A 26,331-nucleotide genomic window follows, 5' to 3' on the forward strand; every position below is an offset into this window, starting at 1 on the left:
TGAACCCTTGTTTGAATTTAATAATTTTGATGCTATTCAAATAGGATTAGCATCACCGGAACAGATCAGAGAATGGTCAAAAGGTGAAGTAAAAAAACCAGAGACTATAAACTATAGAACTTTAAAACCTGAAAGAGATGGGTTGTTTTGTGAAAGAATATTTGGACCAATTAAAGATTGGGAATGTCACTGTGGAAAATACAAGAGAGTAAGATATAAGGGAATAGTTTGTGATAGATGTGGTGTTGAAGTTACAAAATCTAAAGTAAGACGTGAAAGAATGGGGCATATCGAACTTGCTGCCCCAGTATCTCACATTTGGTATTTTAAAGGAATACCATCTCGTATGGGACTTATTTTAGATATGTCACCTAGATCTCTAGAAAAAATTCTTTATTTTGCTTCTTATGTAGTATTAGATCCAAAAGAAACATCACTACTTAAAAAACAAATCCTTAGTGAAAAAGAGTATAGAGAAGCTATTGATAAATTTGGAAATGATAGTTTTGTAGCTGGTATGGGTGCAGAATCTGTGAAAGTACTTTTACAAGATATAAACTTAGAAGAATTATCTAAGGAATTAAAAGAAGACCTAAAAACGAGTACAGGACAAAAAAGAATCAGAAGTATAAGAAGACTAGATGTGTCAGAATCATTTAGAAAATCTAAAAACAAACCTGAATGGATCATAATCGATGTAATACCAGTTATACCTCCTGATTTAAGACCGATGGTACAATTAGACGGAGGAAGATTTGCTACATCTGATTTAAATGATTTGTATAGAAGGGTAATAAACCGTAACAATAGGCTAAAAAAACTTCTAGATTTAGGTGCTCCAGATATAATTGTTAGAAATGAAAAAAGAATGCTCCAAGAAGCTGTAGATGCGTTAATTGATAATGGAAGAAGAGGAAGGCCAGTTACGGGACCAGGGAACAGACCTTTAAAATCTCTATCTGACATGTTAAAAGGAAAGCAAGGAAGATTCAGGCAAAATTTACTTGGAAAACGTGTTGATTACTCAGGCCGTTCAGTTATAGTTGTTGGACCAGAGTTACAAATGTATCAATGTGGTCTTCCAAAAGAGATGGCTTTAGAATTATTTAAGCCTTTTGTTATGAAAAAGCTAGTTGGAAGTGGAGTAGCACATAATATTAAGAGTGCTAAGAGAATGGTAGAGAGAGTTATGCCTCAAGTATGGGATGTACTTGAAGAAGTAATAGCTGATCACCCAGTACTATTAAATCGTGCACCTACACTTCATAGACTAGGAATTCAAGCTTTCCAACCTATACTTGTAGAAGGTAGGGCTATTAAACTACATCCGCTTGTATGTACGGCTTATAATGCTGACTTTGATGGAGATCAAATGGCGGTACATGTACCTCTATCTGTTGAAGCTCAAGCTGAAGCAAGGTTCTTAATGCTTGCTGCACATAACATTATGAAACCATCAGATGGTAAACCGGTTTGTGTGCCTACTCAAGATATGGTTTTAGGCGCTTACTATTTAACTATTGATAAAGATGGTGCTAAAGGTGAGGGAAGATCATTCTCATCACCAGATGAAGTAATAATGGCTTATCAAGTAAAGGATATTGATATTCATGCTAAAATTAAAGTTAAGTTATTTGGCACCGTTGATGGTGTAAGTATAACTTCAATTATAGAAACTACACCTGGAAAACTAATTTTCAATGAAACTATACCTCAAGATTTAGGGTTTATTGATAGAAGCATTCCTGGAAATGAATTGAAATTTGAGATAGACTTCTTGGTAAGTAAAAAGAATCTTGGTAGTATTATTGATAAATGCTACTTAAAATATGGGCCTTCAGAAACTTCTAAGATGCTAGACAAAATAAAGGCTAAGGGATATCATTACTCAACAATTGGAGCAATTACGGTTGCTACATCTGACATGGTGGTTCCAGAGGCTAAAAAAGCATTGTTAAAAGATGCGGATGAAACTGTTGAAAAAATTGAGAAGATGTATCGAAGAGGATTTATATCCGAGGAAGAAAGATACCAAAGAGTAATAGAAAAATGGACTAAAACTACAGAAGATGTGGCAAATGCACTAATGGATAGTTTGGATAAATTCAATCCGATATTCATGATGGCAGATTCAGGGGCAAGAGGGTCTAAGAGTCAGATCAAGCAACTAGCAGGTATGAGAGGCCTTATGGCTAATCCATCTGGTAAGATAATTGAGTTGCCTATTAGAGCATCCTTTAGAGATGGACTAAGTGTATTAGAGTACTTTATTTCAACACATGGAGCTAGAAAAGGTAACGCAGATACAGCACTTAAAACAGCTGACTCAGGTTATTTAACAAGAAGGCTTGTTGATGTATGCCAGGATGTTATCGTAAGACACGAAGATTGTGGAACGGATGAAGGTTTTGAAGTTTCAGAAATTCGTGATGGAAGTGAAGTAATTGAACAGTTAGTTGAAAGATTGACTGGAAGATATTCCGCTGAAGATATTATTCATCCAAAAACAGGCAAAGTATTAGTTCCTAAGAATGAGTATATGGATATTAAGTTAGCAGAAGAAGTTCAAAAGTCTGGTGTAAAAAAAGTTATGATTAGATCGGTATTTACATGTAAGGCTAAAATTGGAGTTTGTTCTAAATGTTATGGAATGAATATGGCAACGTCTCAAAAAATTAACATTGGCGAAGCCGTAGGTATAATTGCAGCTCAATCTATAGGAGAACCGGGAACACAACTTACAATGAGAACATTCCATACAGGTGGAGTAGCAGGATCAGATATAACCCAAGGTCTTCCAAGAGTTGAGGAATTATTTGAAGCTAGAAAACCAAAGGGACTCGCAATAGTAAGTGATGTATGCGGTAGCGTTAAAATGGAAGATACTAAGAAAAAGAGAGTTGTCATTGTAATTGGTGATGCAGGAGAAGAACTAAGTTATGATATACCTTTTGGATCAAGATTAAAAGTTGCAAATGGTGATAGAATTGAGGCCGGAGATGAGATAATTGAAGGTTCAGTTAATCCGCACGATATTTTAAGAATAAAAGGCGTTAACGGAGTTAAAAATTATTTATCGTCAGAGGTACAGAAAGTTTATAGACTTCAAGGTGTTGATATAAATGATAAACATTTAGAGGTTGTTGTGAGACAGATGACAAGAAAAGTAAAGGTTGAGGAATCTGGAGATACTGAACTACTTCCAGGGAATTTAGTAGATATATTTGCTTTTGAAGATGCTAATGCAAAAATTGAAGCTGAAGGTGGCGTACCTGCTCAGGGGAAAATTTCTCTATTAGGTATAACTAAAGCTGCACTTGCAACGGAATCATTCTTGTCAGCAGCATCATTCCAGGAGACAACAAGAGTACTTACTGATGCGGCTATTAAGGGTAAAATTGATCCATTGCTTGGATTAAAAGAAAATGTAATAATTGGTAAACTGATACCTGCGGGTACTGGAATGACAAGATATAGAACAATAAAAATCAATACTGAAGATGATGAAAAGGTAGAAATTGAAAATGATTTGGAAGTATAGGTTGTAACTAGTTGACAGGGTGATAGTAAAATGATAAAATACACCTTGTGTGTGATTTAAATCGAGTAGATGCATCTTAATTAGGTAAATCTTTTGATTATAATTGTGAAGGGGGTTAGAAATGGTAGGTAAAATTGTAGGTCAGAAAGTCGTTGGAGTTAAACAAACCCTAAAAGCGTTAAAGAATAGTCGGGGTAAAGTTTTGTATATAGCCAAAGATGCTGATAGTAGTATTACTGATCCTATTCTAAAACTAGCCAAGGTTAATTCCCTACAAATAATATTTGTAGACACAATGAAAGAATTAGGAAATCTTTGTGATATAGATGTTGCATCAGCAACAGCATTGCGTTTCGAAGATTAAATTAATGCTAGCAACTAAATAATATAGATATATCCATGCGGTAACATTGCCATTTAGTTATGTTACGCTGCATTGATATAAATGAAGAACAGCTTACAAAAATGAGGGGGTGAAATCATGCCAACTATCAATCAATTAGTAAGAAAAGGCAGAAAGACATTAGCAACAAAATCAGCTGCACCAGCATTGAAGAACTGTCCGCAAAAAAGAGGAGTTTGTACAGTAGTTAAAACAACAACTCCTAAAAAGCCAAACTCAGCATTAAGAAAAGTAGCAAGAGTTAGACTTACAAACGGATACGAAGTTACTGCTTATATACCAGGTGTAGGCCACAATTTACAAGAACATAGTGTTGTACTTATAAGAGGTGGAAAAGTTAAGGATTTACCAGGAGTTAGATACCACGTCATCAGAGGGACATTAGACTCTGCTGGAGTTGCGGGCAGACTACAAAGTAGATCTAAATACGGTACTAAGAGACCAAAGCAAAAAAAATAATGCTTTGAATTAAGGTGCAATGTCTTCAGCATTTATATATATGAAAATTTATATTTACATACATTTGCAGGAGTACAGAGTACTTTGCGGTAGAGATATCGAGTACCTATGAGTTAATTAAAATTGTTAAGGAGGGAAGTAAAGTGCCGAGAAAAGGATATATTGCAAAAAGAGATGTATTACCAGATCCTATGTACAACAGCAAAGTCGTTACAAAGTTAATAAACAATGTAATGGAGGATGGTAAAAGAGGAGTAGCACAAAAAATATGCTATGAGGCTTTTGACATAATCAAAGAAAAAACAGGTAAAGAACCTTTAGAGGTTTTTGAAGAAGCATTAAATAATGTTATGCCATTACTTGAAGTAAAAGCTAGAAGAATAGGTGGAGCTAATTATCAAGTGCCTATCGAAGTTAGACCTGAGAGAAGACAGACATTAGGTCTAAGATGGTTGCTTATTGCTGCAGATAATAGAGGAGAGAAGTATGCAAGAGAAAAACTTGCTAACGAATTACTCGAAGCTGCAAACAATACTGGAGCAGCAGTAAAGAAGAGAGAAGATATTCATAAAATGGCTGAAGCTAACAAGGCTTTTGCTCATTACAGGTATTAATATTAAAACTGTTTTGGCTTTGCCAAGACAGTTTTGTCAAATTTAAAATCACTCGTTGACAGGAGGCGCAAATAGTGGGTAGAGAATATTCTTTAGAAAAATTCCGTAATATAGGTATTATGGCTCATATTGATGCTGGTAAAACAACAACAACTGAGCGTATATTATTCTATACAGGAAAAACACACAAGATTGGTGAGGTTCATGATGGTGGAGCTACTATGGACTGGATGGTACAAGAACAGGAAAGAGGTATAACAATAACTTCTGCGGCTACAACTTGTTTCTGGAAGGGTTATAACATAAATATCATTGATACACCAGGGCACGTAGATTTCACAGTTGAAGTTGAAAGATCTTTAAGAGTACTTGATGGTGCAGTTTCAGTATTCTGTGCAAAAGGCGGAGTAGAACCACAATCTGAAACAGTATGGAGACAAGCGACTAAATATAAGGTACCAAGAATGGCATATGTTAACAAAATGGATATAATGGGTGCAGACTTCTATCACGTTGTAGACATGATGAGAGAAAGACTTCATGCTAATGCAGTTCCAATACAGCTTCCAATAGGTAAAGAAGAAGGATTCCTAGGTATTATAGATTTAGTTAGAAATGTTGCAGAAGTCTATAGAGATGATCTAGGAACACAAATAGAAGAAATAGAAATTCCAGAAGATATGAAAGCGTTAGCAGAAGAATACAGATCGGCTATGGTTGAAGCAATAGCTGAACTAGATGAAGAGCTTATGATGAAATATCTTGATGGTGAAGAAATAAGTGAAGAAGAATTAAAAGCAGCATTACGAAAAGGTGTAATTAAGAATGAAATAGTACCTGTAATTTGTGGTTCTTCATATAAGAATAAAGGCGTTCAAATGATGATAGATGCTGTTATAGAATACATGCCGTCACCACTTGATATACCAGCTACCAAAGGACAAGATGTTGATACTGGTGAAGAAATGGAAAGACACCCAAGTGATGATGAGCCAATGGCAGCATTAGCGTTTAAAATAGCTACAGATCCCTTTGTTGGCAGACTTGCGTTTACAAGAGTTTACTCAGGCGTAATGAAAACTGGTACATATGTATTAAATGCTAACAAAGGTAAAAAAGAAAGAGTTGGTAGACTAGTTAAAATGCATGCTAATCACAGAGAAGAAGTTGAAGAATTACGTTCAGGTGAATTAGGTGCAGTAATTGGACTTAAAAATACAACTACTGGAGAAACTTTATGTGATGAAGATCATCCAATATTGTTTGAAACCATGGACTTCCCAGATCCAGTTATTCATGTAGCTATTGAGCCAAAAACAAAAGCTGGTCAGGAAAGAATGGGTATGTCACTTGCAAAGCTTTCTGAAGAAGATCCTACTTTCCAAACTTATACTGATCAAGAAACAGGTCAAACAATAATTGGTGGTATGGGCGAGCTTCATCTAGAAATTATTGTTGATAGACTTCAAAGAGAATTTAAAGTTGAATGTAATGTAGGAAAACCACAAGTGGCTTATAAAGAAACAATACGAAAAGCAGTTAAAGCAGAAGGTAAATACATTAAACAATCAGGTGGACGTGGACAATACGGTCACTGTTGGATAGAGTTAATACCAACTACTGAACCTTACTCATTTGAAAATTGTACGGTTGGTGGATCTATTCCAAGAGAATTTATATCTCCAATTGAGAACGGAATTAAAGAAGCATCAAAAACCGGTATTCTTGGTGGATACCCAGTTCTTAACTTTAAAGTTAAAGTAGTTGATGGATCATACCATGATGTTGACTCAAACGAAATGGCATTTAAGGTTGCTGGTTCAATGGCATTCAAGAACGGTATGGCAAAAGCAGATCCAGTTTTGCTTGAACCAATAATGAAGGTCGAAGTAACAGTGCCAGAAGAGTACATGGGAGATGTTATGGGAGACATTAATTCAAGAAGAGGTAGAATAGAAGGAATGGAAGCTCAATCAGGCGCTCAAGTAATTAGAGCAATGGTTGCATTATCAGAAATGTTTGGATATGCTACGACGCTTAGATCAAGAACTCAGGGTAGAGGAGTATACAGTATGGAATTTGCTGCATATGAACCAGTTCCAAAGGGTATTCAAGAACAAGTTATAGGAAGTAAATAACAAGCAAAATATAAGATAATATGCAAATATAAGGAGGAATACAAAATGGCAAAGGCAAAGTTTGAAAGAAGCAAACCACACGTAAACATTGGAACAATAGGGCACGTAGATCACGGCAAGACAACATTAACAGCTGCAATAACAGCAGTACTCGCAACTAAAGGTCTAGCAGAAGTATCTAGGTTTGACCAAATTGACAAAGCACCTGAGGAAAGAGAAAGAGGAATTACAATAAATACATCACATGTTGAGTATGAAACAGATAATAGACATTATGCACATGTTGATTGCCCAGGACATGCAGATTATGTAAAGAACATGATCACAGGCGCAGCACAAATGGATGGAGCAATTCTAGTTGTTAGTGCAGCAGATGGCCCAATGCCTCAAACAAGAGAGCATATACTATTAGCAAGCAGAGTTGGAGTAGGATATATAGTAGTATTCTTAAACAAAGCAGATATGGTAGATGATCCAGAATTATTAGAACTTGTTGAAATGGAAGTAAGAGAATTATTAAGTGAGTATGACTTCCCTGGTGACGACATCCCAGTAGTAACAGGATCAGCGTTAAAAGCATTAGAAAACCCAACTGATGAAGAAGCATCAAAATGCATAACTGAATTAATGGAAGCAGTAGATAGCTACATTCCAACACCAACAAGAGCAACAGATAAAGCATTCTTAATGCCAGTAGAAGATGTATTCACAATCACAGGTAGAGGAACAGTTGCTACAGGAAGAGTTGAAGCTGGAATACTTAAGGTTGGAGAAGAAGTAGAAATCGTAGGACTTAGCGAAGATAAAAGAAAAGTTGTATGTACAGGAGTTGAAATGTTTAGAAAACTTTTAGATCAAGCAATGGCCGGAGACAACATCGGAGCATTACTAAGAGGAGTACAAAGAACAGATATTCAAAGAGGTCAAGTACTTTCTAAACCAGGTTCAATACATCCACATGATAAATTTGTAGGTCAAGTATATGTACTTAAAAAAGAAGAAGGCGGAAGACATACTCCATTCTTCGACGGATATAGACCACAGTTTTATTTCAGAACAACTGATGTAACTGGATCAATAAAATTACCAGACGGAATGGAAATGGTAATGCCAGGAGATCACATAGACATGAATGTTGAACTAATCACTCAAGTAGCAATGGATGAGGGATTAAGATTCGCAATCAGAGAAGGTGGAAGAACAGTAGGTTCAGGAGTTGTTACTTCAATAGTTAAATAATAATTTACAATGTATTTATAACCATCAATTGATGAATTTCAATAATAATAAAAGCTTTTATTATTAAGGAGAAGAGGACGCTCTTCTCCTTTTAAATACAATAAAACTTTTGTATAAATATAAGCAGAAACCACAAATATAAAAATTATGAAATAATAGTGAAAAAATACTTGTCAAAGCAAAAGAAGTGTTGTATACTTTAGAAGTTGTATTGTGGTAACAGTGATGAGGTAAGAGGTTGCCGGACTTCCGGGTAATTCTTCACCGAGCATGTCCTGATCTTGAATCGGACGACGGGGTTCCTACGATTGTTTCATGCATTTATTACATGAAACACCCGGAGCAGTTTACAGAACATCCGCTGTTGCACGTAAGAAGTAGAGCGTGCGATGAAAAGGAGGAAATAATAATGATAAAACAAAAAATCAGAATTAGATTAAAGGCTTTTGATCACAACATATTAGATCAATCAGCTGAGAAAATTGTTCAAACAGCTAAAAGTACAGGAGCTAAAGTAGCTGGTCCAGTACCGCTACCTACAGAAAAAGATGTAATTACAGTGTTGAGAGCTCCACACAAGTATAAAGATTCAAGAGAACAATTTGAAATAAGAACTCATAAGAGACTAATAGATATAATTAGTCCATCACCTAAAACTGTTGATGCCTTAATGAGATTAGACTTACCAGCTGGTGTTGATATCGAAATAAAACTATAAGCGTACATATAAGTGCGATGAAGCGTATAAGTATAATTTACTGTACGTAAGCATTAAATTAATATTACTAACTGTTATGATCACTAATGTGGTCCGCTAATAAGTAGGAGGTGTATTTTCATGAAAAAAGCAATAATGGGTAAAAAACTTGGTATGACTCAAATATTTGATGAAAATAAAAGAGTTGTTCCAGTAACAGTTGTTGAAGCAGGTCCATGTGTTGTTATTCAAAAGAAAACTATCGAAAATGATGGTTACAATGCAATTAAAGTTGGCTTTGGTGACATAAGAGAAAAGTTAGTTAACAAGCCAATGCAAGGACAATTCGCTAAAGCAGGAACATCTTTAAAAAGATTCGTAAAAGAATTTAGAATGGAAGATATAAGTGCCTATGAAGTAGGTCAAGAATTTAAGGCAGATATATTCGCTGCTGGAGATAAAATTGACGTATCAGGAATATCTAAGGGAAAAGGATTCCAAGGTTGTATTAAAAGATGGAATCAGCATACAGGACCAATGAGTCATGGATCTAAATTCCATAGAGCAGTTGGATCAATGGGAGCATCTTCCGATCCATCAAAAACGTTTAAAAACAAACGTATGCCAGGTCATATGGGTAATGTTAGTAGAACAGTAATAAACCTTGAAATAGTTAAAGTAATGCCTGAAAAGAACATTATATTAGTTAAAGGTGGTATACCGGGACCTAACAAAGGCACAGTTGTAATAAGAAATGCTGTTAAAGCGTAACTTTAAAGAAAGGAGGATGCAGAATGCTTACATTAGATTTATTTAGTAAAGAAGGACAAAAGGTTGGAGATATTCAACTAAATGAAAATATATTTGGAGTTGAGGTCAACACAGATGCTATGCATCAAGTTGTAGTAGCACAACTTGCAAATAAAAGACAAGGAACTCAATCAGCTAAAACTAGAGCTGAAGTTCGAGGCGGTGGTATAAAGCCTTGGAGACAAAAAGGAACTGGTAGAGCAAGACAAGGTTCTATAAGAGCGCCACAATGGATACATGGTGGTATAGTATTTGCTCCAAAGCCAAGAGATTACCGTATGTCTGTACCGAAGACAATGAGAAGAGTTGCTTTCAAGTCAGCTTTATCAGCTAAGGTAGCTTCAAATGAAATGGTAGTTATAGATAGTTTAGAATTTGACTCACCAAAAACTAAAGCAATGTTAGAGGTTTTAAAAGCTTTTGATGCTAAAAAAACTTTAATAGTTGTTGAAAAGTCAGAAGAAAATATCTATAAATCAGCAAGAAACATACCTGGAGTACAAGTATCACCAGTAAATAATTTGAATGTTTATGACATACTAAAGTATGAAAAATTCATAGTTACAAAGGATGCTGTATCTAAAATTGAGGAGGTGTATATATAATGAAGCTAACTAGCCATGATATTATAAGAAAGCCGATAATTACTGAAAAAAGTATGGCTGTAATGGCGGAAAAAAAATACACCTTTATAGTTGATATTCATGCAAATAAAACTCAAGTTAAAAAAGCAGTAGAAGAAGTATTTGGAGTTAAAGTTGAAAATGTAAGAACACTAAGAAATATAGGTAAAACTAAAAGAGTTGGGGTTCACATTGGAAAAAGAGCTGACTTCAAAAAAGCTATTGTTACTTTAACAACAGAAAGCAAGACAATTGAGTTTTTTGATGGAATGTAATTATTAAGCAGGTATTGGCAGAGGCCAGATAAGCGAGAAAGAAGGAGGAAAGTCACATGGGAATTAAGAAATTTAGACCGACCACACCTTCAAGAAGAAATATGACTATGGCTGATTTCGCAGAAATAACAACAGATAAGCCATTAAAATCACTTCTTGTAAGCACAAAAAGATCAGGTGGTAGAAATAATCAAGGTAAAATAACTGTTCGTCACCGAGGTGGTGGAGCAAAACAAAGTTACAGACTAATAGATTTCAAAAGAACTAAAGATAATATTCCAGCAAAAGTTTCTACAATTGAGTACGATCCAAATAGATCTGCTTACATAGCTCTTGTTGCATATTCTGATGGTGAAAAAAGATACATAATTGCTCCAGTTGGATTAAAAGTTGGAGATGTAATTGTATCCGGTGCTGATTCTGATATAAAAGTTGGGAATACTCTTCCAATAATTAATATACCAACAGGTTCTACGATTCATAATATAGAACTACAGGTTGGAAAAGGTGCTCAACTTGTAAGATCAGCAGGTTCTTCAGCGCAACTTATGGCTAAAGAAGGAGAATATGCTCAAGTAAGACTTCCAAGTGGTGAAGTAAGATATGTTAGAGTAAATTGTAGAGCTACTATAGGAACGGTTTCTAATGTAACTCATGGTATTGTTAACATAGGTAAAGCAGGAAGAAAAAGACACTTAGGGTTTAGACCTACAGTCAGAGGTTCAGTAATGAATCCTTGCGATCATCCACATGGTGGTGGAGAAGGTAAATCTCCTATAGGTCACGCTAGTCCGATGACTCCATGGGGTAAACCGGCACTAGGATATAAAACTAGGAAAACCAAAAAATACTCTGACAAATTTATTGTCAAGGGAAAAAATAGAAAATAGTTTGAAGAGAATTAAAATTCTTTTTAAAACAATGGTTACGGTGTATGAAGGGAGGCCACAAAAATGAGTAGATCAGTTAAAAAAGGACCTTATGTACAAGAAGTTTTGTTAAACAGAATTAACGAAATGAATAAAAATGGCGAGAAAAAAGTAATAAAGACTTGGTCAAGAAGTTCTACTATTTTCCCGCAAATGATAGGGCATACTATCGCAGTACATGATGGAAGAAAACATGTACCAGTTTATGTTTTAGAAGATATGGTAGGACATAAATTAGGCGAATTTGCTTTAACTAGAACATTTAAAGGACACATTGTTAGAGAAAAAACAAGCAGAGTAAAATAGTGTGGAAGGAGGAGACAATCATGGAGGCTAAAGCTATAGCTAAATATGTGAGAACGTCCTCAATGAAAATCGGGATTGTTCTTGATTTAATAAGAGATAAAAATGTAAATGAAGCTTTTGCTATATTACAATACACTCCAAAAAATGCAGCTGAAGTAGTAACTAAAGTACTAAAATCAGCTGTAGCAAATGCAGAGAACAATTTAAATTTAGATATCAATAGACTATACGTTGCTAAGGCTTATGCATGTCAGGGTCCAACACTTAAGAGATTTAGACCGCGTGCACAAGGAAGAGCTTATAGAATAAGAAAAAGATCTAGCCATATAACTATTATAGTTACGGAAAGATCATAAGAAGGAGGGTTTTAGCGTGGGACAAAAAGTACATCCACACGGCTTTAGGGTTGGTGTAATAAAAGACTGGAGTTCTAAATGGTATGCAGATAAAAAGAATTTTGCAGATAATCTTGTTGAAGATTTTAAGATTAGAGAATTCTTAAAAAGTAAACTTTACACAGCTGGAATTTCTAAAATTGAAATTGAAAGAGCTGCTAAAAGAGTTAAAATCAACATACACACTGCTAAACCAGGAATGGTTATTGGTAGAGGTGGCTCTGGAATTGAAGCTATAAAGTTAGATATGAAAAAAATTATAACAGATAAGAATGTTTTAATTAACATAGTAGAAGTAAAACAAGCTGAAAACAACGCTCAATTAATGGCTGAAAATGTTTCTTCGCAATTAGAAAAGAGAATTTCTTTTAGAAGAGCAATGAAACAAACAATTCAAAGAGCTATGAGATCTGGCGTAAAAGGTGTTAAAATTTCATGTGGAGGAAGACTTGGCGGAGCAGAAATAGCTAGGACTGAACACTATCATGAAGGTACAATACCATTACAAACTTTGAGAGCTGATATAGACTATGGATTTGCAGAAGCAGATACAATATATGGTAAAATTGGCGTAAAAGTTTGGGTATATAGAGGCGAAGTTCTTCCTACAAAGAAAATCGTTAAGGAAGAAATAAAAGCGTAGAAGTGTAAGGAAGGAGGAATAAGACATGTTAATGCCTAAGAGATCTAAACATCGTAAGGTTCAACGTGGTAGAATGAGAGGAAAAGCTACAAGAGGAAACTTTATTGCATATGGTGAGTATGCATTACAAGCTATGGAATGTGGCTGGGTTAAAAGTAATCAAATAGAAGCTGCCAGAGTTGCTATCAATAGAGAAGTAAAAAGAGGCGGAAAGGTTTGGATAAAAATCTTCCCTGATAAGCCAGTAACTGAAAAACCGGCTGAAACTCGTATGGGTTCTGGTAAAGGATCAGTAGAATATTGGGTAGCAGTTGTTAAACCAGGTAGAGTCTTATTTGAAATTGCAGGAGTAACAGAAGAAGCTGCTAGAGAAGCAATGAGACTTGCTTCACACAAACTTCCAATTAAAACTAAGTTTGTATCTAGAAAAGATTTTGAGGAAATGGGTGGTGAAGTCATTGAAGGCTAATGAATTAAAAGAATTAAGACAAAGTAATCCTCAAGATTTGCTAGTGAAAATGTCTGATCTAAAGGCAGAATTATTTAACCTTAGATTTCAGTTAGCTACAGGGCAACTAGAAAACCCTATGAGAATTAAACAAGTGAAAAAATCTATAGCCCAAATTAAGACCATTCTTAGGCAAGAAGAAATAAAAGCTTTTGAACAGTAAAACTGAAAGGAGGTTGCTCTTGTGGAAAGAAATAATAGAAAAACAAGAACAGGTAAAGTAGTTTCTGATAAAATGGATAAGACAATAGTTGTTGCAATTGAAACAAAAGTTCGTCACCCACTATACGGAAAAATACTTAATACAACAACAAAATTTAAAGCTCATGATGAAAAAAATGAAGCTAAAATCAATGATAAAGTTACAATTATGGAAACTAGACCATTGTCTAAAGATAAAAGATGGAGAATTACTGGAATAGTTGAAAAAGCTAAATAGTATTTCGGTCTAACAACTGAAAGGAGGGTATTTGATATGATACAACAGCAATCGAGATTAAAAGTTGCGGATAATTCTGGTGCAAAGGAAATTATGTGTATTAGAGTATTAGGTGGTTCTAAGAGAAAATGGGGAAACATCAGCGATACAATAGTTGCTAGCGTAAAAAGTGCAACACCAGGTGGAGTTGTTAAAAAAGGTGAAGTAGTTAAGGCAGTTATAGTTAGATCAGTAAAAGGATTAAGAAGAGCGGATGGATCATACGTCAAATTTGATGATAATGCAGCTGTTATCATAAAAGACGACAAAACCCCAAAGGGAACTCGTATATTCGGACCTGTTGCAAGGGAGTTAAGAGATAAAGACTTCAGTAAGATCTTATCATTAGCGCCTGAAGTTCTATAAGATAGGAGGTGTCTAACATGGCAGTTAAAAAAATGCACGTAAGAAAAAAAGATACAGTAATGGTTATATCAGGTAAAGACAAAGGCAAAATAAGCGAAGTCTTAGCTGTATACCCTAAAACTGGTAAAGTTTTAGTGAAAGATGTTAGTGTAGTTACAAAACATCAAAAACCAAGCAAACAAAATATGCAAGGTGGAATAACTCACAGAGAAGCAGCTATAAATAGTTCAAAAGTTATGTTATATTGTACAAAATGCAAAAATGTAACAAGAATAAGTAGCAAAATTCTAGAAGATGGAACTAAAGTAAGAGTTTGTAAGAAATGTGTAGAAACATTTTAATTCCTGAAAGGAGGTTTAACATATGAGTTCAAGACTACAAGAAAAATATGATAATGAAGTAGTTCAAGCGCTAATGGAAAAATTCGGTTATAAAAATATAATGGAAGTACCAAAGCTTGAAAAAATTGTTTTAAATATGGGAGTTGGAGAAGCTAAAGACAATTCTAAAGTTTTAGATGCAGCTCTTAGCGATATGCAGATTATAGCGGGTCAAAAACCAATTATAACAAGAGCAAAGAAGTCAATAGCTAACTTTAAGTTAAGAGAAAATACTCCAATAGGTTGTAAAGTTACATTAAGAAAAACTCAAATGTTCGAATTTGCAGATAAATTAATGAACGTTGCATTACCTAGAGTTAGAGATTTTAGAGGAGCTTCTTCTAAAGCATTTGACGGAAGAGGGAATTACGCTATAGGGATTAAAGAACAACTTATATTTCCTGAAATAGACTATGATAAAATTGATAAAATAAGAGGCATGGATATAATATTTGTTACTACAGCAAAGACAGACGAGGAAGCAAGAGAGTTATTAAGATTCCTTGGAATGCCATTTGCTCAATAATAGGGAGGGAAACATATGGCACGTAAGGCTTTAATAGAAAAATGGAAAAAAGAACCTAAATTTACAACTAGAGCTTATACAAGATGTAGACTTTGTGGAAGACCACATTCTGTTTTACAAAAATTTGGTATATGCCGTATCTGTTTTAGAGAGCTTGCACACAAGGGAGAAATTCCTGGTTGCAGAAAAGCAAGTTGGTAATTAGAACATTCTAATGAAAGGAGGCACGAAAAATGGTTATGACTGACCCAATCGCAGATTTGCTAACACGTATAAGAAATGCAAATGTTGTTAGACATGAAATAGTAGAAATACCTTCTTCAACTATAAAGAAGGAAATTGCAAATATATTGCTTCAAGAAGGATACCTTAAAAACATTGAAGAGTATAATGATGGCGTTGTTCCAATGATGAGACTTGCAATGAAGTATGGTCAAAACAAGGAAAGAGTTATCACTGGACTTAAGAGAATATCTAAGCCAGGTTTAAGAGTATATTCTAAAAATGAGGATATTCCAAAGGTACTAAACGGATTAGGAGTTGCTATAATATCAACTTCAAAAGGTCTAGTAGCAGATAGAGATGCTAGGAAATTAGGTTTAGGCGGAGAAGTTATTTGTTACATTTGGTAATATAATAATTTTAATGCATAACAGTATTGAGTTATTATGTACATAGTAATAATAGATAATTCATGGAAAAACAAAGTTGTTATGTGCCTAAAGTAATATAGAGACTAAACAATTAAGAATTGGTTAGTATTTAAAAGGAACATACGAGACGTAGCAATTAATAATTGTTATGTGTCTAAAAAGAATACAGGAGGTGTAAGTATGTCGAGAATCGGAAGACTTCCAGTAGCTATACCTAATGGAGTGACTGTTGCAGTTTCACCAATGAATGTTGTAAATGTAAAAGGACCAAAAGGTGAGTTAACTCAAAGCATGAGTACTAAAATGAATATAGCTATGGAAGATAATACTGTAGTAGTTACAAGACCAAGCGATGTAAAAGAACATAGAGCTCTTCATGGATTGACAAGATCATTGATAAACAATATGGTTATTGGAGTAACAGAGGGATACCAAAAAACGCTTGAGTTAGTTGGTGTCGGTTATAGAGCTCAGTTAAAAGGCACTAAAATAACATTAAGTCTTGGATATTCACATCCAGTTGAAATAGATGCAGTTGCAGGAATCCAATTTGAATTACCTGATGCTAACAAAATTATAGTAAAAGGTACTGATAAACAATTAGTTGGAGCTGTTGCAGCAACAATAAGAGCTTGGAGAAAACCAGAACCTTACAAAGGAAAAGGAATTAGATATTCTGGCGAAGTTGTCAGACGTAAGGAAGGTAAAACAGGTAAATAAAGTAGGAAGGAGTGAATGATGTGTTCAAGAAGGAAGATAGACAAAAGTCAAGAGTTAAGCGTCATCTTAGAGTTCGTAAAAAGATCTCTGGTACAGCACAAAGACCTAGATTAGCTGTATATAGAAGTGAAAAGAACATATATGCTCAAGTAATAGATGATGTTGCAAGAATCACACTAGTTTCTGCTTCAAGCGTAGATAAAGCTTTTGAACAAAAGATAGGAAGCAATAAAGATGCTGCTAAATTAGTAGGAAAAATGATTGCTGAAAGAGCGCTTGAAAAAGGAATAGAAGAAGTAGTATTTGATAGAGGCGGATATGTATACCACGGTAGAGTGCAAATTCTCGCTGAGGGAGCAAGAGAAGCTGGACTTAAATTCTAAGAGAAGGAGGGAAACACATGAAAATAGATCCTAGCACATTAGATCTTAAAGAAAAAGTAGTTAATATAAACAGAGTTGCTAAGGTTGTTAAAGGTGGAAGAAACTTCAGATTCAGCGCACTAGTTGTTGTTGGAGACGAAAACGGACACGTTGGCGTTGGAATGGGTAAATCTGTAGAAATTCCTGAAGCAATTAGAAAAGGAATAGAAGATGCTAAAAAGAACTTAATAAATGTAGCTATGGTTGGAACAACTATTCCACATACTATTGATGGAAAGTTTGGTACTTCAGTTATACACATAATGCCAGGCGCTGAAGGTACAGGAATTTTAGCTGGTGGTCCAGTTAGAGCAGTTCTAGAATTATCAGGATTAAAGGATGTTAGAGCTAAATCTTTAGGCTCTAGTAATGCAAGAAATGTGGTTAATGCTACTATCGAAGGTTTAGCAGGTTTAAGAACAGTAGAAGACGTTGCTAAATTAAGAGGCAAGACCGTAGAAGAAATTCTAAGATAGGAGGGGAAAACCTTGGCTAAAGTTAAAATAACATTGGTTAAAAGCTTAATAGGTAGAAAAAAAGAACATATAGCTACAGTTAATGCTTTAGGATTAAAAAAAATAAGAAATAGTGTTGAGCACGAGGAAACTCCTCAGATCACAGGTATGATTAACAAAATTATATATCTAGTAAAAGTAGAGCAAGTATAAAAAAGAGGAGGTGTTGACATGAAACTTCAAGATTTAAGACCTGCGGAAGGTTCCAAAAAATCTCCTAAGAGAATCGGTAGAGGTACTGGTTCAGGATGGGGAAAAACTGCAGGAAGAGGTCAAGATGGACAAAACTCTAGATCAGGTGGAGGAACAAGACCAGGATTTGAAGGAGGTCAGATGCCTTTATACAGAAGATTACCTAAAAGAGGGTTCACAAATATTTTTGCGAAAAAATATTCTTGTATAAATGTAGATAGACTGAATATGTTCGAAGATGGTACAGAAGTTACAACAGAATTGCTATTAGAGAGAAGAGTCATAAGAAAAGCATATGATGGAGTTAAGATACTTGGAAATGGTGATTTAGAAAAGAAATTAACTGTAAAAGTATCAAGATTTTCTAAAGGAGCAGCTGAGAAAATTGAAACAGCTGGAGGAAAAGTTGAGGTGATATAAATGTTATCAACCCTACGTAATGCCTGGAAAGTTCCTGATTTAAAAAAGCGTATGATATTCACGCTACTTATGGTTGCAATTATGCGGATGGGTATTTATATTCCTGTTCCAGGTGTAGATGCTAGCAAACTTGTAGACTTAACTAGTAATGGTGGAACATTAATTAGTTTTTATGATTTGATGTCGGGTGGCGCATTAAGTAAATTTAGTATTTTTGCTATGGGTGTTGGTCCATACATAACCGCATCAATCATAATGCAGTTACTTGTAATAGCAGTCCCGTATTTAGAGCAGCTTTCTAAAGAAGGGGTTGAAGGACGTAAGAGAATACAAGACCTTACTAGATATGTTTCAATAGTGCTGGGTGCTTTACAGGCCCTCGGTATGTATGCAGTTATTGCAGGTACTGGAGCATTCACAGATACATCTAGTTTAGCCATATTTTTAGTGATACTAACGATGACTACTGCATCAACATTTTTGGTGTGGATAGGTGAACAAATCACAGGTAAAGGTATAGGTAATGGTATTTCATTAATAATTTTTATTAATATGGTATCTGGATTACCTTCAACAGTGTATAAAATTTCTGAACTTCAGAAGGCAGGCACTGTAAATTTTGTAGAGGTTATAATGTTTATTGTAGTTGCTATAGCATTATTAGTTGCAGTAGTAATAGCAAGTTTAGGTGAAAGAAGAATTCCAGTTCAATATGCCGGAAAAGCTGTTGGAAACAAGGTTTTTAAAGGACAATCAACTCATATTCCAATTGGTGTAACTGCATCTGCAGTTATCGGTATAATTTTTGCAATGTCAGTAATGACATTCCCAGAAACACTAGCACAGCTTAAACCGACATCTTCAATTGCAAAGTTCATTGTAGGAAGTCCTTGGAGCATATTTGAAAAAAACAGTTGGAAGTATTCATTGGTGTATTTTGTATTAATAGTATTCTTTACATGGTTTTATACTCAGGTAACATTTAAACCAGATGAAATGGCTGAAAATATGCATAAATCATCAGGTTTCATACCAGGAATTAGACCAGGTGAGAATACAGCAACTTATATCGATAAGGTATTGACTAAGGTTTCGATACTGGGAGGAACTTTTGCCGCTGTTATAGCAATATTCCCTATTTTTATAGAGGGATATACTCACTTTAAGGGAATATATTTTGGAGGTACAATGTTATTAATTATGGTGAATGTTGCTCTTGAAACTTTAAGACAACTTGAATCACAATTAGTAATGCGACATTACCAAGGATTCCTTAAATAAATTATTACCAGGAGATGATACTATGAGAATAATCTTGTTAGGTCCTCCGGGAGCCGGAAAAGGAACGCAAGCAAAATCCATAAGTAATAAATTTTCCATACCACATATATCAACAGGGGACATATTCAGGAAGAATATTTCAGAAAAAACCCCTCTTGGAATTGAAGCTAAGAAACATATTGATAAGGGGCACTTAGTCCCAGATGAATTGACTATAGATATAATCAAAGATAGGTTAAATAATGAAGATTGTAGTAATGGATTTTTACTAGATGGCTATCCTAGAACGGTTAATCAAGGTGAAGCCTTAAAAACTTTATTAGACGGAAAGGGTAACTCCATTGATACAGCGTTATTAATAAAGGTGCCTAGAGAATTTATTCTAGGTAGAATGACTGGTAGAAGGGTTTGTCTTACATGCGGTGCTAGCTATCATATTACATTCAATCCGCCGAAAGTGGACGGAAAATGTAATTTATGTGGAAGTGATATTGTACAAAGAGCTGATGACACTGAAGAAACCGTTAATGAACGGATAGACATATATGAGGCTCAAACACAACCATTGATAAAGTACTATGATGATAAAAACTTACTATCAGTAGTTGATGGGACACTAGAAATTAACAGCGTGTTTGAAAGTATCTGTGGTATCTTAGAAGAAATAAAAAAATGATAAACATAAAAAGTGATATGGAAATTCAATACATGAGAAGTGCGGGTAAAGTGGTTTCAGAAGCTCTTGTAATAATTGAACAGGTAATAAAACCTGGAATAACCACTGCAGAACTGGATAAATTAGCTGAAGAGTTCATAGTAAAACAAGGTGCTAAACCATCTTTTAAGGGTTATTGTGGATTTCCAGCTTCCATATGTACATCTGTTAATGATGAAGTGGTTCATGGAATTCCATCTAACCGTATTTTACTTGAAGGAGACATAATTAGCATAGATTGTGGTGCCATATTAAATGGCTATCATGGAGATGCTGCTAGAACTTTTCCAGTAGGAAAAGTATCCAATGAAGCTACAATGCTCATTGAGGTCACTAAAAACAGTTTCTTTAAGGGTGTTGAAAAAGCTATAATCGGTAATAGAGTATCAGATATATCTGCTGAAATTCAGTGTTATGCTGAAGGCCATAGATATTCTGTGGTTAGGGATTTTGTAGGTCATGGAATTGGTAAGTCAATGCATGAGGAACCAGAAATTCCTAATTATGGTGTTCCAAATAGAGGACCTAAGTTAGTTCATGGTATGGTACTTGCAATTGAACCTATGATAAATATAGGAAAGCATTATGTCAAAGTAAAGTCTAATAAGTGGACGGTAGTAACGCGAGATGGCAGTTTATCTGCACATTATGAAAATACTGTTGCTATTTTAAAAAATGGTCCTGAAATATTAACTTTGAACTAATAGAGGTGAATGATTTGGAGAAAAATAGCCTTATAGGTAAGGTAGTACATTCTAAAGCGGGAAGGGATATGCATAGAAATTTTATTGTGGTAGGAATACTAAATAACGAATATGTGTATATTTCTGATGGAGAGTTAAGAAAGATTGAGAAGCCTAAGAAAAAGAAGGTTAAACATCTAAAATTTACTCACACAGTAGCTGAGGAAATTAGAGATATAATTTTATCTAAAAAAGAGGTTACTAATTCTAAAATTAAAATATTTTTGCAGTCTGCAGATATTGGTAAGGAGGTTTAATTACCTTATGTCAAAAGATGATATAATTGAAATGCAAGGTGTGGTATTAGAAACTTTGCCCAATGCAATATTTCAAGTTGAGCTTGAGAGTGGGCATAAAATATTAGCTCATATTTCAGGAAAGTTAAGAATGAATTTCATAAGAATATTACCAGGAGACAAGGTTACAGTAGAACTTTCCCCATATGATTTGACTCGTGGGAGAATAACTTGGAGAGACAAGTAATAAGGAGGGTTAGCTATGAAAGTAAGGCCATCAGTTAAACCTATGTGTGAAAAATGTAAGGTTATAAAGAGAAAAGGAAGAGTAATGGTTATCTGTGAAAATCCTAAACATAAACAAAAGCAAGGTTAATCGGTTTTATTTACAAATGATATTGAATTAAATATCAAAGCTAATATATTAATAAATGTTTATCATATCGTTTTTAATTATAGATGTGATAAATTATAACAACAATTACGTGGGAGGTGTAAACAGTAAATGGCAAGAATAGCAGGTATTGACCTACCAAGGGAAAAAAGAGTTGAAATAGGTTTAACATATATATTTGGTATTGGTTTAACTAAATCACAGGGAATCCTTAAAACAACAGGAGTAAATCCTGACACAAGAGTTAAGGACTTAACTGAAGAAGAAGTTAATGAATTAAGAACATACATCACTAAGAACTTTATTATTGAAGGTGACTTAAGAAGAAGAGTTGCACTAGATATAAAAAGGTTAATGGAAGTTGGATGTTATAGAGGAATAAGACATAGAAAAGGTCTTCCAGTAAGAGGGCAAAAAACTAAAACTAATGCAAGAACAAGAAAAGGCCCTAAGAAAACAATGGCGGGTAAGAAGAAATAGTAAGGAGGGAATGTAATGGCTCAAAAAGTTAAAAGAAGTAGAAGAAAAAAAGAAAGAAAAAATGTTGAGCACGGTTGTGCACACATAAAGTCTACTTTCAACAATTCCATCGTTACACTTACAGATGCAGCTGGTAATGCTTTATCTTGGGCAAGTGCAGGTGGATTAGGTTTTAGAGGATCAAGAAAGAGTACTCCATTTGCAGCTCAAATGGCAGCAGAAGCTGCTACGAAAGCAGCTATGGAGCACGGCTTAAAGAGTGTTGACGTATTTGTTAAAGGACCAGGAGCAGGTAGAGAAGCGGCAATTAGATCACTTCAAGCGGCTGGATTAGAAATCACATTAATCAAAGACGTTACTCCAATTCCACATAATGGATGTAGACCACCAAAAAGAAGAAGAGTATAGTACTTAATATAGTAATTAGTAGAGTAAATAGGAGGTGTAATTTGAATGGCAAGATATACTGGAGCTACTTGTAGACTTTGTAGAAGAGAAGGCATGAAGCTAAACCTTAAGGGTGATAGATGCTTTACAGATAAATGTGCATTTGCCAGAAGAGGCTATGCACCAGGACAACATGGACAGAGTAAGAAAAAAATGTCTAATTATGGATTACAATTGAGAGAAAAACAAAAGGCTAAGAGAATATACGGAGTGCTTGAAAGTCAATTTAGAAGATACTATGAAAAAGCTGACAAGTTAAGAGGAATAACAGGTGAAAACTTATTAAGACTTTTAGAAGTTAGACTTGATAATGTAGTTTATAGATTGGGTTACGGAAATTCAAGACAAGAAGCTAGGCAACTAGTAACTCACGGACATTTCTTAGTTAATGGTAAAAAGGTAGATATTCCTTCTTACAGTTTAACAGCAAATGAAGTAGTATCTGCATGTGAAAAGAGCAGAGCTACTGAGAAGTTTAAGGTTTTCATTGAAAATCCTAAAGCTTTACCAAATTGGTTAGAAGCTAACTTAGAGAAATTTGAAGGAAAAGTTTTAGCACAACCAACTAGGGAAGATATAGATGTTCCTGTTAATGAAACGTTAATCGTCGAGTTATACAGCAAATAGTCATTAATATAGAATCAGTTGCCCTCATAATAGGTTGCCAATTAAAAAAGAGGAGGGTTTATTATGTTAGAGATAGAAAAGCCAAAAATAGAATGTGTAGAAACAGCTGAAGATGGTTCTTATGGTAGATTCGTAATTGAACCATTGGAAAGAGGCTATGGTATAACTTTAGGGAATGCATTAAGAAGAATTCTTCTTTCTTCATTACCTGGAGTTGCTACAAGTGCAGTTAAGATTGATACAGTACTTCACGAATTCTCCACTGTTAAAGGTGTTAAAGAAGATGTTACAGAATTAATTCTAAACATCAAAAGCTTAGCACTTAAAATGGAGGGAGAAGGTCCTAAAACAATTTATATTGATGCTAAAGGACCTGGAGTAGTTACTGGAGCAGATATTAATACTGATGGAGATATAGAAGTCGTTAATACCGATTTACATATAGCAACATTAGATGATGATGCTATATTATATATGGAACTAACTGTTAACAAAGGTAGAGGATATGTGTCTATGAGTAAAAACAAGACAGATGAATTGCCAATAGCTACAATACCAGTAGATTCAATTTACACTCCAGTTAAGAGAGTAAATTTTGCTGTTGAAAACACTAGAGTAGGCCAGATTACTGATTATGATAAATTAACTATTGAAATTTGGACTAATGGAACAATTAGACCAGATGAAGCTATTGGTTTATCAGCTAAAATCCTTATCGAACACTTTAAGTTATTTATGACATTAACAGATCATGCTGATAATGTTGAAATAATGGTTGAAAAAGAAGAAGATAAGAAAGAAAAAGTTCTTGAGATGACTATTGAAGAACTTGACCTTTCCGTTAGAAGCTATAATTGCTTAAAAAGAGCTGGAATTAATACAGTTCAAGAACTAACAGAAAGATCAATGGATGATATGATGAAAGTTAGAAATTTAGGTAAGAAATCACTTGAAGAAGTTGAACAGAAACTTCAAGCTTTGAGTTTGAACTTAAAACTAACTGAAGAGTAAGGAGGAGAACACATGGCACAATATCGTAAATTAGGACGCGCCACTGATCAAAGAATTGCAATGTTTAGAAGTCTTGCAACTAATTTGTTGAAATATGGAAAAATTGAAACTACAGTAACTAGAGCAAAAGAAACTAGAAAATTTGCTGAAAGAATGATAACTCTTGGAAAAAGAGGAGATCTTCATGCTAGAAGGCAAGCACTTGCATTTATTACTGAAGAAAGCGTTGTTAAAGATTTATTTGAGAATATTGCACCCAAGTATGCTGAGAGAAACGGCGGATATACTAGGATAATGAAAATGGGTCCAAGAAGAGGCGACGCAGCAGAAATGAGCATAATAGAATTAGTATAGTTTGAGAAAAGGGGATTAAGTGGGAACAAACTTAATCCCCATTTTCATATTCATATTTATAAACGTAGGGAGTGACACTTATGGGTGAAAAAATGGTTATATGTAATAAACTTGTTTATAAGTACCCTCGAAGTGAAGATGAACAACCTAAAGTAGCCATAGATGGATTAGATTTAGAGGTTAACAAGGGTGAATTTTTAGTAGTATTAGGTCATAATGGCTCAGGAAAATCAACCTTTGCTAAACATATAAATGCACTTTTAATACCAACTGAAGGGGAAATCTATGTAGATGGATTGCAAACCTCTGTAGAATCTAATCTATGGAAAATTAGGAATGTAGCTGGCATGGTATTTCAAAATCCAGATAATCAAATTGTTGCAACAATTGTAGAAGAAGATGTAGCATTTGGTCCAGAGAACTTAGGCCTAGATCCTAAAGAAATTAGACAAAGAGTGGATGAATCATTAAAAAGTGTAAAAATGTACGAATATATAAAACATGCTCCACATTTACTTTCAGGTGGTCAAAAACAAAGGGTAGCTATCGCTGGTATTCTTGCTATGAGGCCAAAGTGTATTGTTTTTGATGAACCAACAGCTATGCTTGATCCATTTGGGAGAAAAGAAGTTATTAGAACTATTAAAGAAATAAACAAAAAACATGGCATAACAATAATTTTAATAACTCATAATATGGAAGAATCAGTAGAAGCCGATAGAATTGTAGTTATGGATAGTGGCAAGATCGTAATGAATGGAAAACCTAAAGAAATATTTAGAAATGTACCTGTTATGAAAAAAATAGGTTTAGATGTTCCAATGGTGACAGAACTCGCGTATGAACTTAAGCAAAGTGGTATTAATATAGAAACAGATATATTAACTATAAATGAGATGGTGAATGCATTATGTCAATTAAAATAGAAAACTTAACGTATATATATATGCCAAAAACTCCTTTTGAAAAAAAAGCTATAGACAATGTATCTATAGAAATAAAGCAAGGGGAATTTGTAGCACTAATTGGGCATACAGGTTCAGGGAAATCTACCCTAATACAACATATAAACGGACTGTTAAAACCAACATCAGGTAGAATATTAGTAGACGACATAGATATAACAAACAAAAATGTGAAATTGACAAACATAAGAAAAAAGGTTGGACTAGTATTTCAGTATCCTGAATATCAACTTTTTGAAGAAACTATTGAAAAAGACATTGCTTTTGGGCCACAAAATTTAGGCTTAGATAATGATGAAATAAACAAAAGAGTTCAGCGAGCTATGAAAATTGTTGGACTGGATTATGAAGAGTATAAGGATAAATCACCTTTTGAAATAAGTGGTGGCCAAAAGAGAAGAGTAGCTATTGCAGGAGTAGTGGCTATGCAGCCAAAGGTCTTAATTTTAGATGAACCAACTGCAGGACTCGATCCAAAAGGAAGAGACGATATCTTAAGTAAGCTTGTTGAATTGTACAACCAAAATGACATGACTATAATTTTAGTATCGCATAGTATGGAAGATGTGGCCAAGGTTGCAAATAGGATTGTAGTAATGGATAAAGGGAAGTGTATTCTAGACGGGTCGCCACAGAAGGTATTTAGTGAAATAGAATTATTAGAAAGTGTAGGTCTAGCAGTGCCACAGGCAACATACTTAATTAGGGAACTACGTAATAAAGGATTTGATTTATCACAAGATATATTTACCTTAGAAAAAGCTAAACAAGAATTGCTAAGAATATTAAAAAAGAATTAGTATAAATTTTTTGTATTAAGAAGACA

The 26,331-nt window shown here is 34.5% G+C and carries 40 protein-coding genes; all 40 read left to right on the plus strand.

Features of this window, described 5'->3' with window-relative positions:
- The first annotated feature begins 7 nt into the window (after positions 1-7).
- Positions 8-3,541 (plus strand): DNA-directed RNA polymerase subunit beta', encoded by a 3,534-nt coding sequence (gene rpoC, locus ACWJKP_RS02060; RefSeq protein WP_165414405.1) that lies wholly within the window; start codon positions 8-10, stop codon positions 3,539-3,541.
- 121 nt (positions 3,542-3,662) lie between these two features.
- On the plus strand, positions 3,663-3,905 hold the full coding sequence (locus ACWJKP_RS02065; protein ID WP_165414406.1) for a ribosomal L7Ae/L30e/S12e/Gadd45 family protein: 243 nt from the start codon (positions 3,663-3,665) through the stop codon (positions 3,903-3,905).
- A 117-nt stretch (positions 3,906-4,022) separates the two neighbouring features.
- Positions 4,023-4,403, plus strand: a complete 381-nt coding sequence (gene rpsL, locus ACWJKP_RS02070; RefSeq protein ID WP_165414407.1) for a 30S ribosomal protein S12 — start codon at positions 4,023-4,025, stop codon at positions 4,401-4,403.
- A gap of 143 nt (positions 4,404-4,546) precedes the next feature.
- Positions 4,547-5,017, plus strand: coding sequence for a 30S ribosomal protein S7 (gene rpsG, locus ACWJKP_RS02075; protein WP_165414408.1), 471 nt, complete (start codon positions 4,547-4,549; stop codon positions 5,015-5,017).
- A 74-nt stretch (positions 5,018-5,091) separates the two neighbouring features.
- Entirely contained in the window at positions 5,092-7,155 is a 2,064-nt protein-coding gene (gene fusA, locus ACWJKP_RS02080) for an elongation factor G (protein WP_165414409.1), read from the plus strand.
- 45 nt (positions 7,156-7,200) lie between these two features.
- Complete coding sequence (tuf, locus tag ACWJKP_RS02085; RefSeq protein WP_224579083.1) at positions 7,201-8,394, plus strand: elongation factor Tu; 1,194 nt, start codon at positions 7,201-7,203, stop codon at positions 8,392-8,394.
- Positions 8,395-8,803: 409 nt separating this feature from the next.
- The gene (rpsJ, locus tag ACWJKP_RS02090) at positions 8,804-9,112 is read left to right on the plus strand and encodes a 30S ribosomal protein S10 (RefSeq protein WP_071614633.1); all 309 of its coding nucleotides are present in this window, start codon (positions 8,804-8,806) and stop codon (positions 9,110-9,112) included.
- A gap of 120 nt (positions 9,113-9,232) precedes the next feature.
- A complete protein-coding gene (gene rplC / locus ACWJKP_RS02095) occupies positions 9,233-9,862 on the plus strand; it encodes a 50S ribosomal protein L3 (protein WP_165414236.1) in 630 nt (209 codons plus the stop codon).
- A gap of 23 nt (positions 9,863-9,885) precedes the next feature.
- Positions 9,886-10,506, plus strand: a complete 621-nt coding sequence (gene rplD, locus ACWJKP_RS02100; RefSeq protein WP_165414237.1) for a 50S ribosomal protein L4 — start codon at positions 9,886-9,888, stop codon at positions 10,504-10,506.
- Positions 10,506-10,799, plus strand: a complete 294-nt coding sequence (rplW, locus tag ACWJKP_RS02105) for a 50S ribosomal protein L23 (protein ID WP_165414238.1) — start codon at positions 10,506-10,508, stop codon at positions 10,797-10,799. Before rplD ends, rplW begins: the two co-directional genes overlap by 1 nt.
- A gap of 56 nt (positions 10,800-10,855) precedes the next feature.
- The gene (gene rplB, locus ACWJKP_RS02110) at positions 10,856-11,689 is read left to right on the plus strand and encodes a 50S ribosomal protein L2 (protein WP_165414239.1); all 834 of its coding nucleotides are present in this window, start codon (positions 10,856-10,858) and stop codon (positions 11,687-11,689) included.
- A gap of 63 nt (positions 11,690-11,752) precedes the next feature.
- Entirely contained in the window at positions 11,753-12,034 is a 282-nt protein-coding gene (gene rpsS / locus ACWJKP_RS02115; protein ID WP_165414240.1) for a 30S ribosomal protein S19, read from the plus strand.
- Between the two features lie 20 nt (positions 12,035-12,054).
- Entirely contained in the window at positions 12,055-12,390 is a 336-nt protein-coding gene (rplV, locus tag ACWJKP_RS02120) for a 50S ribosomal protein L22 (protein WP_165414241.1), read from the plus strand.
- A 16-nt stretch (positions 12,391-12,406) separates the two neighbouring features.
- Entirely contained in the window at positions 12,407-13,072 is a 666-nt protein-coding gene (rpsC, locus tag ACWJKP_RS02125; RefSeq protein ID WP_165414242.1) for a 30S ribosomal protein S3, read from the plus strand.
- 25 nt (positions 13,073-13,097) lie between these two features.
- A complete protein-coding gene (gene rplP / locus ACWJKP_RS02130; RefSeq protein WP_165414243.1) occupies positions 13,098-13,541 on the plus strand; it encodes a 50S ribosomal protein L16 in 444 nt (147 codons plus the stop codon).
- Positions 13,531-13,743, plus strand: a complete 213-nt coding sequence (rpmC, locus tag ACWJKP_RS02135; RefSeq protein ID WP_165414244.1) for a 50S ribosomal protein L29 — start codon at positions 13,531-13,533, stop codon at positions 13,741-13,743. The genes rplP and rpmC overlap by 11 nt, the downstream gene beginning before the upstream one ends.
- A gap of 21 nt (positions 13,744-13,764) precedes the next feature.
- On the plus strand, positions 13,765-14,019 hold the full coding sequence (gene rpsQ, locus ACWJKP_RS02140; RefSeq protein WP_165414245.1) for a 30S ribosomal protein S17: 255 nt from the start codon (positions 13,765-13,767) through the stop codon (positions 14,017-14,019).
- Positions 14,020-14,055: 36 nt separating this feature from the next.
- Positions 14,056-14,424 carry a 50S ribosomal protein L14 gene (gene rplN, locus ACWJKP_RS02145; protein ID WP_165414246.1) on the plus strand — a complete coding sequence of 123 codons (369 nt, stop codon included), beginning with the start codon at positions 14,056-14,058 and terminating at the stop codon, positions 14,422-14,424.
- 17 nt (positions 14,425-14,441) lie between these two features.
- Positions 14,442-14,765: a 50S ribosomal protein L24 gene (gene rplX / locus ACWJKP_RS02150; RefSeq protein WP_224579081.1), complete on the plus strand. Its 324-nt coding sequence runs from the start codon at positions 14,442-14,444 to the stop codon at positions 14,763-14,765.
- A gap of 22 nt (positions 14,766-14,787) precedes the next feature.
- Entirely contained in the window at positions 14,788-15,330 is a 543-nt protein-coding gene (gene rplE, locus ACWJKP_RS02155; protein ID WP_165414247.1) for a 50S ribosomal protein L5, read from the plus strand.
- A 15-nt stretch (positions 15,331-15,345) separates the two neighbouring features.
- The gene (locus ACWJKP_RS02160; RefSeq protein ID WP_165414248.1) at positions 15,346-15,531 is read left to right on the plus strand and encodes a type Z 30S ribosomal protein S14; all 186 of its coding nucleotides are present in this window, start codon (positions 15,346-15,348) and stop codon (positions 15,529-15,531) included.
- A 32-nt stretch (positions 15,532-15,563) separates the two neighbouring features.
- Complete coding sequence (rpsH, locus tag ACWJKP_RS02165; RefSeq protein ID WP_165414249.1) at positions 15,564-15,962, plus strand: 30S ribosomal protein S8; 399 nt, start codon at positions 15,564-15,566, stop codon at positions 15,960-15,962.
- A 201-nt stretch (positions 15,963-16,163) separates the two neighbouring features.
- Positions 16,164-16,703, plus strand: coding sequence for a 50S ribosomal protein L6 (gene rplF, locus ACWJKP_RS02170; protein WP_165414250.1), 540 nt, complete (start codon positions 16,164-16,166; stop codon positions 16,701-16,703).
- Between the two features lie 20 nt (positions 16,704-16,723).
- Positions 16,724-17,086 carry a 50S ribosomal protein L18 gene (gene rplR, locus ACWJKP_RS02175; RefSeq protein WP_165414251.1) on the plus strand — a complete coding sequence of 121 codons (363 nt, stop codon included), beginning with the start codon at positions 16,724-16,726 and terminating at the stop codon, positions 17,084-17,086.
- A 17-nt stretch (positions 17,087-17,103) separates the two neighbouring features.
- Positions 17,104-17,601: a 30S ribosomal protein S5 gene (gene rpsE / locus ACWJKP_RS02180; protein ID WP_165414252.1), complete on the plus strand. Its 498-nt coding sequence runs from the start codon at positions 17,104-17,106 to the stop codon at positions 17,599-17,601.
- Between the two features lie 12 nt (positions 17,602-17,613).
- Positions 17,614-17,793 (plus strand): 50S ribosomal protein L30, encoded by a 180-nt coding sequence (gene rpmD, locus ACWJKP_RS02185; protein WP_165414253.1) that lies wholly within the window; start codon positions 17,614-17,616, stop codon positions 17,791-17,793.
- A gap of 18 nt (positions 17,794-17,811) precedes the next feature.
- On the plus strand, positions 17,812-18,252 hold the full coding sequence (gene rplO / locus ACWJKP_RS02190; RefSeq protein WP_165414254.1) for a 50S ribosomal protein L15: 441 nt from the start codon (positions 17,812-17,814) through the stop codon (positions 18,250-18,252).
- Positions 18,253-19,533, plus strand: coding sequence for a preprotein translocase subunit SecY (gene secY / locus ACWJKP_RS02195; protein WP_165414255.1), 1,281 nt, complete (start codon positions 18,253-18,255; stop codon positions 19,531-19,533).
- A gap of 22 nt (positions 19,534-19,555) precedes the next feature.
- Positions 19,556-20,209, plus strand: coding sequence for an adenylate kinase (locus tag ACWJKP_RS02200; RefSeq protein ID WP_165414256.1), 654 nt, complete (start codon positions 19,556-19,558; stop codon positions 20,207-20,209).
- Entirely contained in the window at positions 20,206-20,952 is a 747-nt protein-coding gene (gene map, locus ACWJKP_RS02205; RefSeq protein WP_462961387.1) for a type I methionyl aminopeptidase, read from the plus strand. The genes ACWJKP_RS02200 and map overlap by 4 nt, the downstream gene beginning before the upstream one ends.
- A 5-nt stretch (positions 20,953-20,957) precedes the next feature.
- Positions 20,958-21,248 carry an RNA-binding protein gene (locus ACWJKP_RS02210; protein ID WP_462954940.1) on the plus strand — a complete coding sequence of 97 codons (291 nt, stop codon included), beginning with the start codon at positions 20,958-20,960 and terminating at the stop codon, positions 21,246-21,248.
- Between the two features lie 7 nt (positions 21,249-21,255).
- Positions 21,256-21,474 carry a translation initiation factor IF-1 gene (gene infA, locus ACWJKP_RS02215; RefSeq protein WP_125002904.1) on the plus strand — a complete coding sequence of 73 codons (219 nt, stop codon included), beginning with the start codon at positions 21,256-21,258 and terminating at the stop codon, positions 21,472-21,474.
- Positions 21,475-21,489: 15 nt separating this feature from the next.
- Positions 21,490-21,603 carry a 50S ribosomal protein L36 gene (gene rpmJ / locus ACWJKP_RS02220; RefSeq protein WP_021122033.1) on the plus strand — a complete coding sequence of 38 codons (114 nt, stop codon included), beginning with the start codon at positions 21,490-21,492 and terminating at the stop codon, positions 21,601-21,603.
- A gap of 129 nt (positions 21,604-21,732) precedes the next feature.
- Complete coding sequence (gene rpsM, locus ACWJKP_RS02225) at positions 21,733-22,101, plus strand: 30S ribosomal protein S13 (protein WP_165414259.1); 369 nt, start codon at positions 21,733-21,735, stop codon at positions 22,099-22,101.
- 15 nt (positions 22,102-22,116) lie between these two features.
- Positions 22,117-22,509 (plus strand): 30S ribosomal protein S11, encoded by a 393-nt coding sequence (gene rpsK / locus ACWJKP_RS02230; protein ID WP_165414260.1) that lies wholly within the window; start codon positions 22,117-22,119, stop codon positions 22,507-22,509.
- 45 nt (positions 22,510-22,554) lie between these two features.
- Entirely contained in the window at positions 22,555-23,175 is a 621-nt protein-coding gene (rpsD, locus tag ACWJKP_RS02235) for a 30S ribosomal protein S4 (protein WP_165414261.1), read from the plus strand.
- A gap of 63 nt (positions 23,176-23,238) precedes the next feature.
- Positions 23,239-24,186 carry a DNA-directed RNA polymerase subunit alpha gene (locus ACWJKP_RS02240; protein WP_165414262.1) on the plus strand — a complete coding sequence of 316 codons (948 nt, stop codon included), beginning with the start codon at positions 23,239-23,241 and terminating at the stop codon, positions 24,184-24,186.
- Between the two features lie 12 nt (positions 24,187-24,198).
- Entirely contained in the window at positions 24,199-24,540 is a 342-nt protein-coding gene (gene rplQ / locus ACWJKP_RS02245; protein WP_165414263.1) for a 50S ribosomal protein L17, read from the plus strand.
- Between the two features lie 80 nt (positions 24,541-24,620).
- Positions 24,621-25,466 carry an energy-coupling factor transporter ATPase gene (locus ACWJKP_RS02250; RefSeq protein ID WP_165414264.1) on the plus strand — a complete coding sequence of 282 codons (846 nt, stop codon included), beginning with the start codon at positions 24,621-24,623 and terminating at the stop codon, positions 25,464-25,466.
- Positions 25,451-26,305: an energy-coupling factor transporter ATPase gene (locus tag ACWJKP_RS02255; protein WP_165414265.1), complete on the plus strand. Its 855-nt coding sequence runs from the start codon at positions 25,451-25,453 to the stop codon at positions 26,303-26,305. The genes ACWJKP_RS02250 and ACWJKP_RS02255 overlap by 16 nt, the downstream gene beginning before the upstream one ends.
- The last annotated feature ends 26 nt before the right edge of the window (positions 26,306-26,331 follow it).

This window comes from Clostridium sp. CM037 (assembly GCF_055081095.1).

Excerpts from the sequence above, each read along its gene's own strand:
- ACWJKP_RS02065 (WP_165414406.1), top strand. The coding sequence starts at position 3,663 with ATGGTAGGTAAAATTGTAGGTCAGAAAGTCGTTGGAGTTAAACAAACC.
- rpsL (WP_165414407.1), top strand. The coding sequence starts at position 4,023 with ATGCCAACTATCAATCAATTAGTAAGAAAAGGCAGAAAGACATTAGCA.
- tuf (WP_224579083.1), top strand. The coding sequence starts at position 7,201 with ATGGCAAAGGCAAAGTTTGAAAGAAGCAAACCACACGTAAACATTGGA.
- rpsJ (WP_071614633.1), top strand. The coding sequence starts at position 8,804 with ATGATAAAACAAAAAATCAGAATTAGATTAAAGGCTTTTGATCACAAC.
- rplC (WP_165414236.1), top strand. The coding sequence starts at position 9,233 with ATGAAAAAAGCAATAATGGGTAAAAAACTTGGTATGACTCAAATATTT.
- rplD (WP_165414237.1), top strand. The coding sequence starts at position 9,886 with ATGCTTACATTAGATTTATTTAGTAAAGAAGGACAAAAGGTTGGAGAT.
- rplW (WP_165414238.1), top strand. The coding sequence starts at position 10,506 with ATGAAGCTAACTAGCCATGATATTATAAGAAAGCCGATAATTACTGAA.
- rplB (WP_165414239.1), top strand. The coding sequence starts at position 10,856 with ATGGGAATTAAGAAATTTAGACCGACCACACCTTCAAGAAGAAATATG.
- rpsS (WP_165414240.1), top strand. The coding sequence starts at position 11,753 with ATGAGTAGATCAGTTAAAAAAGGACCTTATGTACAAGAAGTTTTGTTA.
- rplV (WP_165414241.1), top strand. The coding sequence starts at position 12,055 with ATGGAGGCTAAAGCTATAGCTAAATATGTGAGAACGTCCTCAATGAAA.
- rplP (WP_165414243.1), top strand. The coding sequence starts at position 13,098 with ATGTTAATGCCTAAGAGATCTAAACATCGTAAGGTTCAACGTGGTAGA.
- rplN (WP_165414246.1), top strand. The coding sequence starts at position 14,056 with ATGATACAACAGCAATCGAGATTAAAAGTTGCGGATAATTCTGGTGCA.
- rplX (WP_224579081.1), top strand. The coding sequence starts at position 14,442 with ATGGCAGTTAAAAAAATGCACGTAAGAAAAAAAGATACAGTAATGGTT.
- rplE (WP_165414247.1), top strand. The coding sequence starts at position 14,788 with ATGAGTTCAAGACTACAAGAAAAATATGATAATGAAGTAGTTCAAGCG.
- ACWJKP_RS02160 (WP_165414248.1), top strand. The coding sequence starts at position 15,346 with ATGGCACGTAAGGCTTTAATAGAAAAATGGAAAAAAGAACCTAAATTT.
- rpsH (WP_165414249.1), top strand. The coding sequence starts at position 15,564 with ATGGTTATGACTGACCCAATCGCAGATTTGCTAACACGTATAAGAAAT.
- rplF (WP_165414250.1), top strand. The coding sequence starts at position 16,164 with ATGTCGAGAATCGGAAGACTTCCAGTAGCTATACCTAATGGAGTGACT.
- rpsE (WP_165414252.1), top strand. The coding sequence starts at position 17,104 with ATGAAAATAGATCCTAGCACATTAGATCTTAAAGAAAAAGTAGTTAAT.
- rplO (WP_165414254.1), top strand. The coding sequence starts at position 17,812 with ATGAAACTTCAAGATTTAAGACCTGCGGAAGGTTCCAAAAAATCTCCT.
- secY (WP_165414255.1), top strand. The coding sequence starts at position 18,253 with ATGTTATCAACCCTACGTAATGCCTGGAAAGTTCCTGATTTAAAAAAG.
- ACWJKP_RS02200 (WP_165414256.1), top strand. The coding sequence starts at position 19,556 with ATGAGAATAATCTTGTTAGGTCCTCCGGGAGCCGGAAAAGGAACGCAA.
- map (WP_462961387.1), top strand. The coding sequence starts at position 20,206 with ATGATAAACATAAAAAGTGATATGGAAATTCAATACATGAGAAGTGCG.
- infA (WP_125002904.1), top strand. The coding sequence starts at position 21,256 with ATGTCAAAAGATGATATAATTGAAATGCAAGGTGTGGTATTAGAAACT.
- rpmJ (WP_021122033.1), top strand. The coding sequence starts at position 21,490 with ATGAAAGTAAGGCCATCAGTTAAACCTATGTGTGAAAAATGTAAGGTT.
- rpsM (WP_165414259.1), top strand. The coding sequence starts at position 21,733 with ATGGCAAGAATAGCAGGTATTGACCTACCAAGGGAAAAAAGAGTTGAA.
- rpsK (WP_165414260.1), top strand. The coding sequence starts at position 22,117 with ATGGCTCAAAAAGTTAAAAGAAGTAGAAGAAAAAAAGAAAGAAAAAAT.
- rpsD (WP_165414261.1), top strand. The coding sequence starts at position 22,555 with ATGGCAAGATATACTGGAGCTACTTGTAGACTTTGTAGAAGAGAAGGC.
- ACWJKP_RS02240 (WP_165414262.1), top strand. The coding sequence starts at position 23,239 with ATGTTAGAGATAGAAAAGCCAAAAATAGAATGTGTAGAAACAGCTGAA.
- rplQ (WP_165414263.1), top strand. The coding sequence starts at position 24,199 with ATGGCACAATATCGTAAATTAGGACGCGCCACTGATCAAAGAATTGCA.
- ACWJKP_RS02250 (WP_165414264.1), top strand. The coding sequence starts at position 24,621 with ATGGGTGAAAAAATGGTTATATGTAATAAACTTGTTTATAAGTACCCT.
- ACWJKP_RS02255 (WP_165414265.1), top strand. The coding sequence starts at position 25,451 with ATGTCAATTAAAATAGAAAACTTAACGTATATATATATGCCAAAAACT.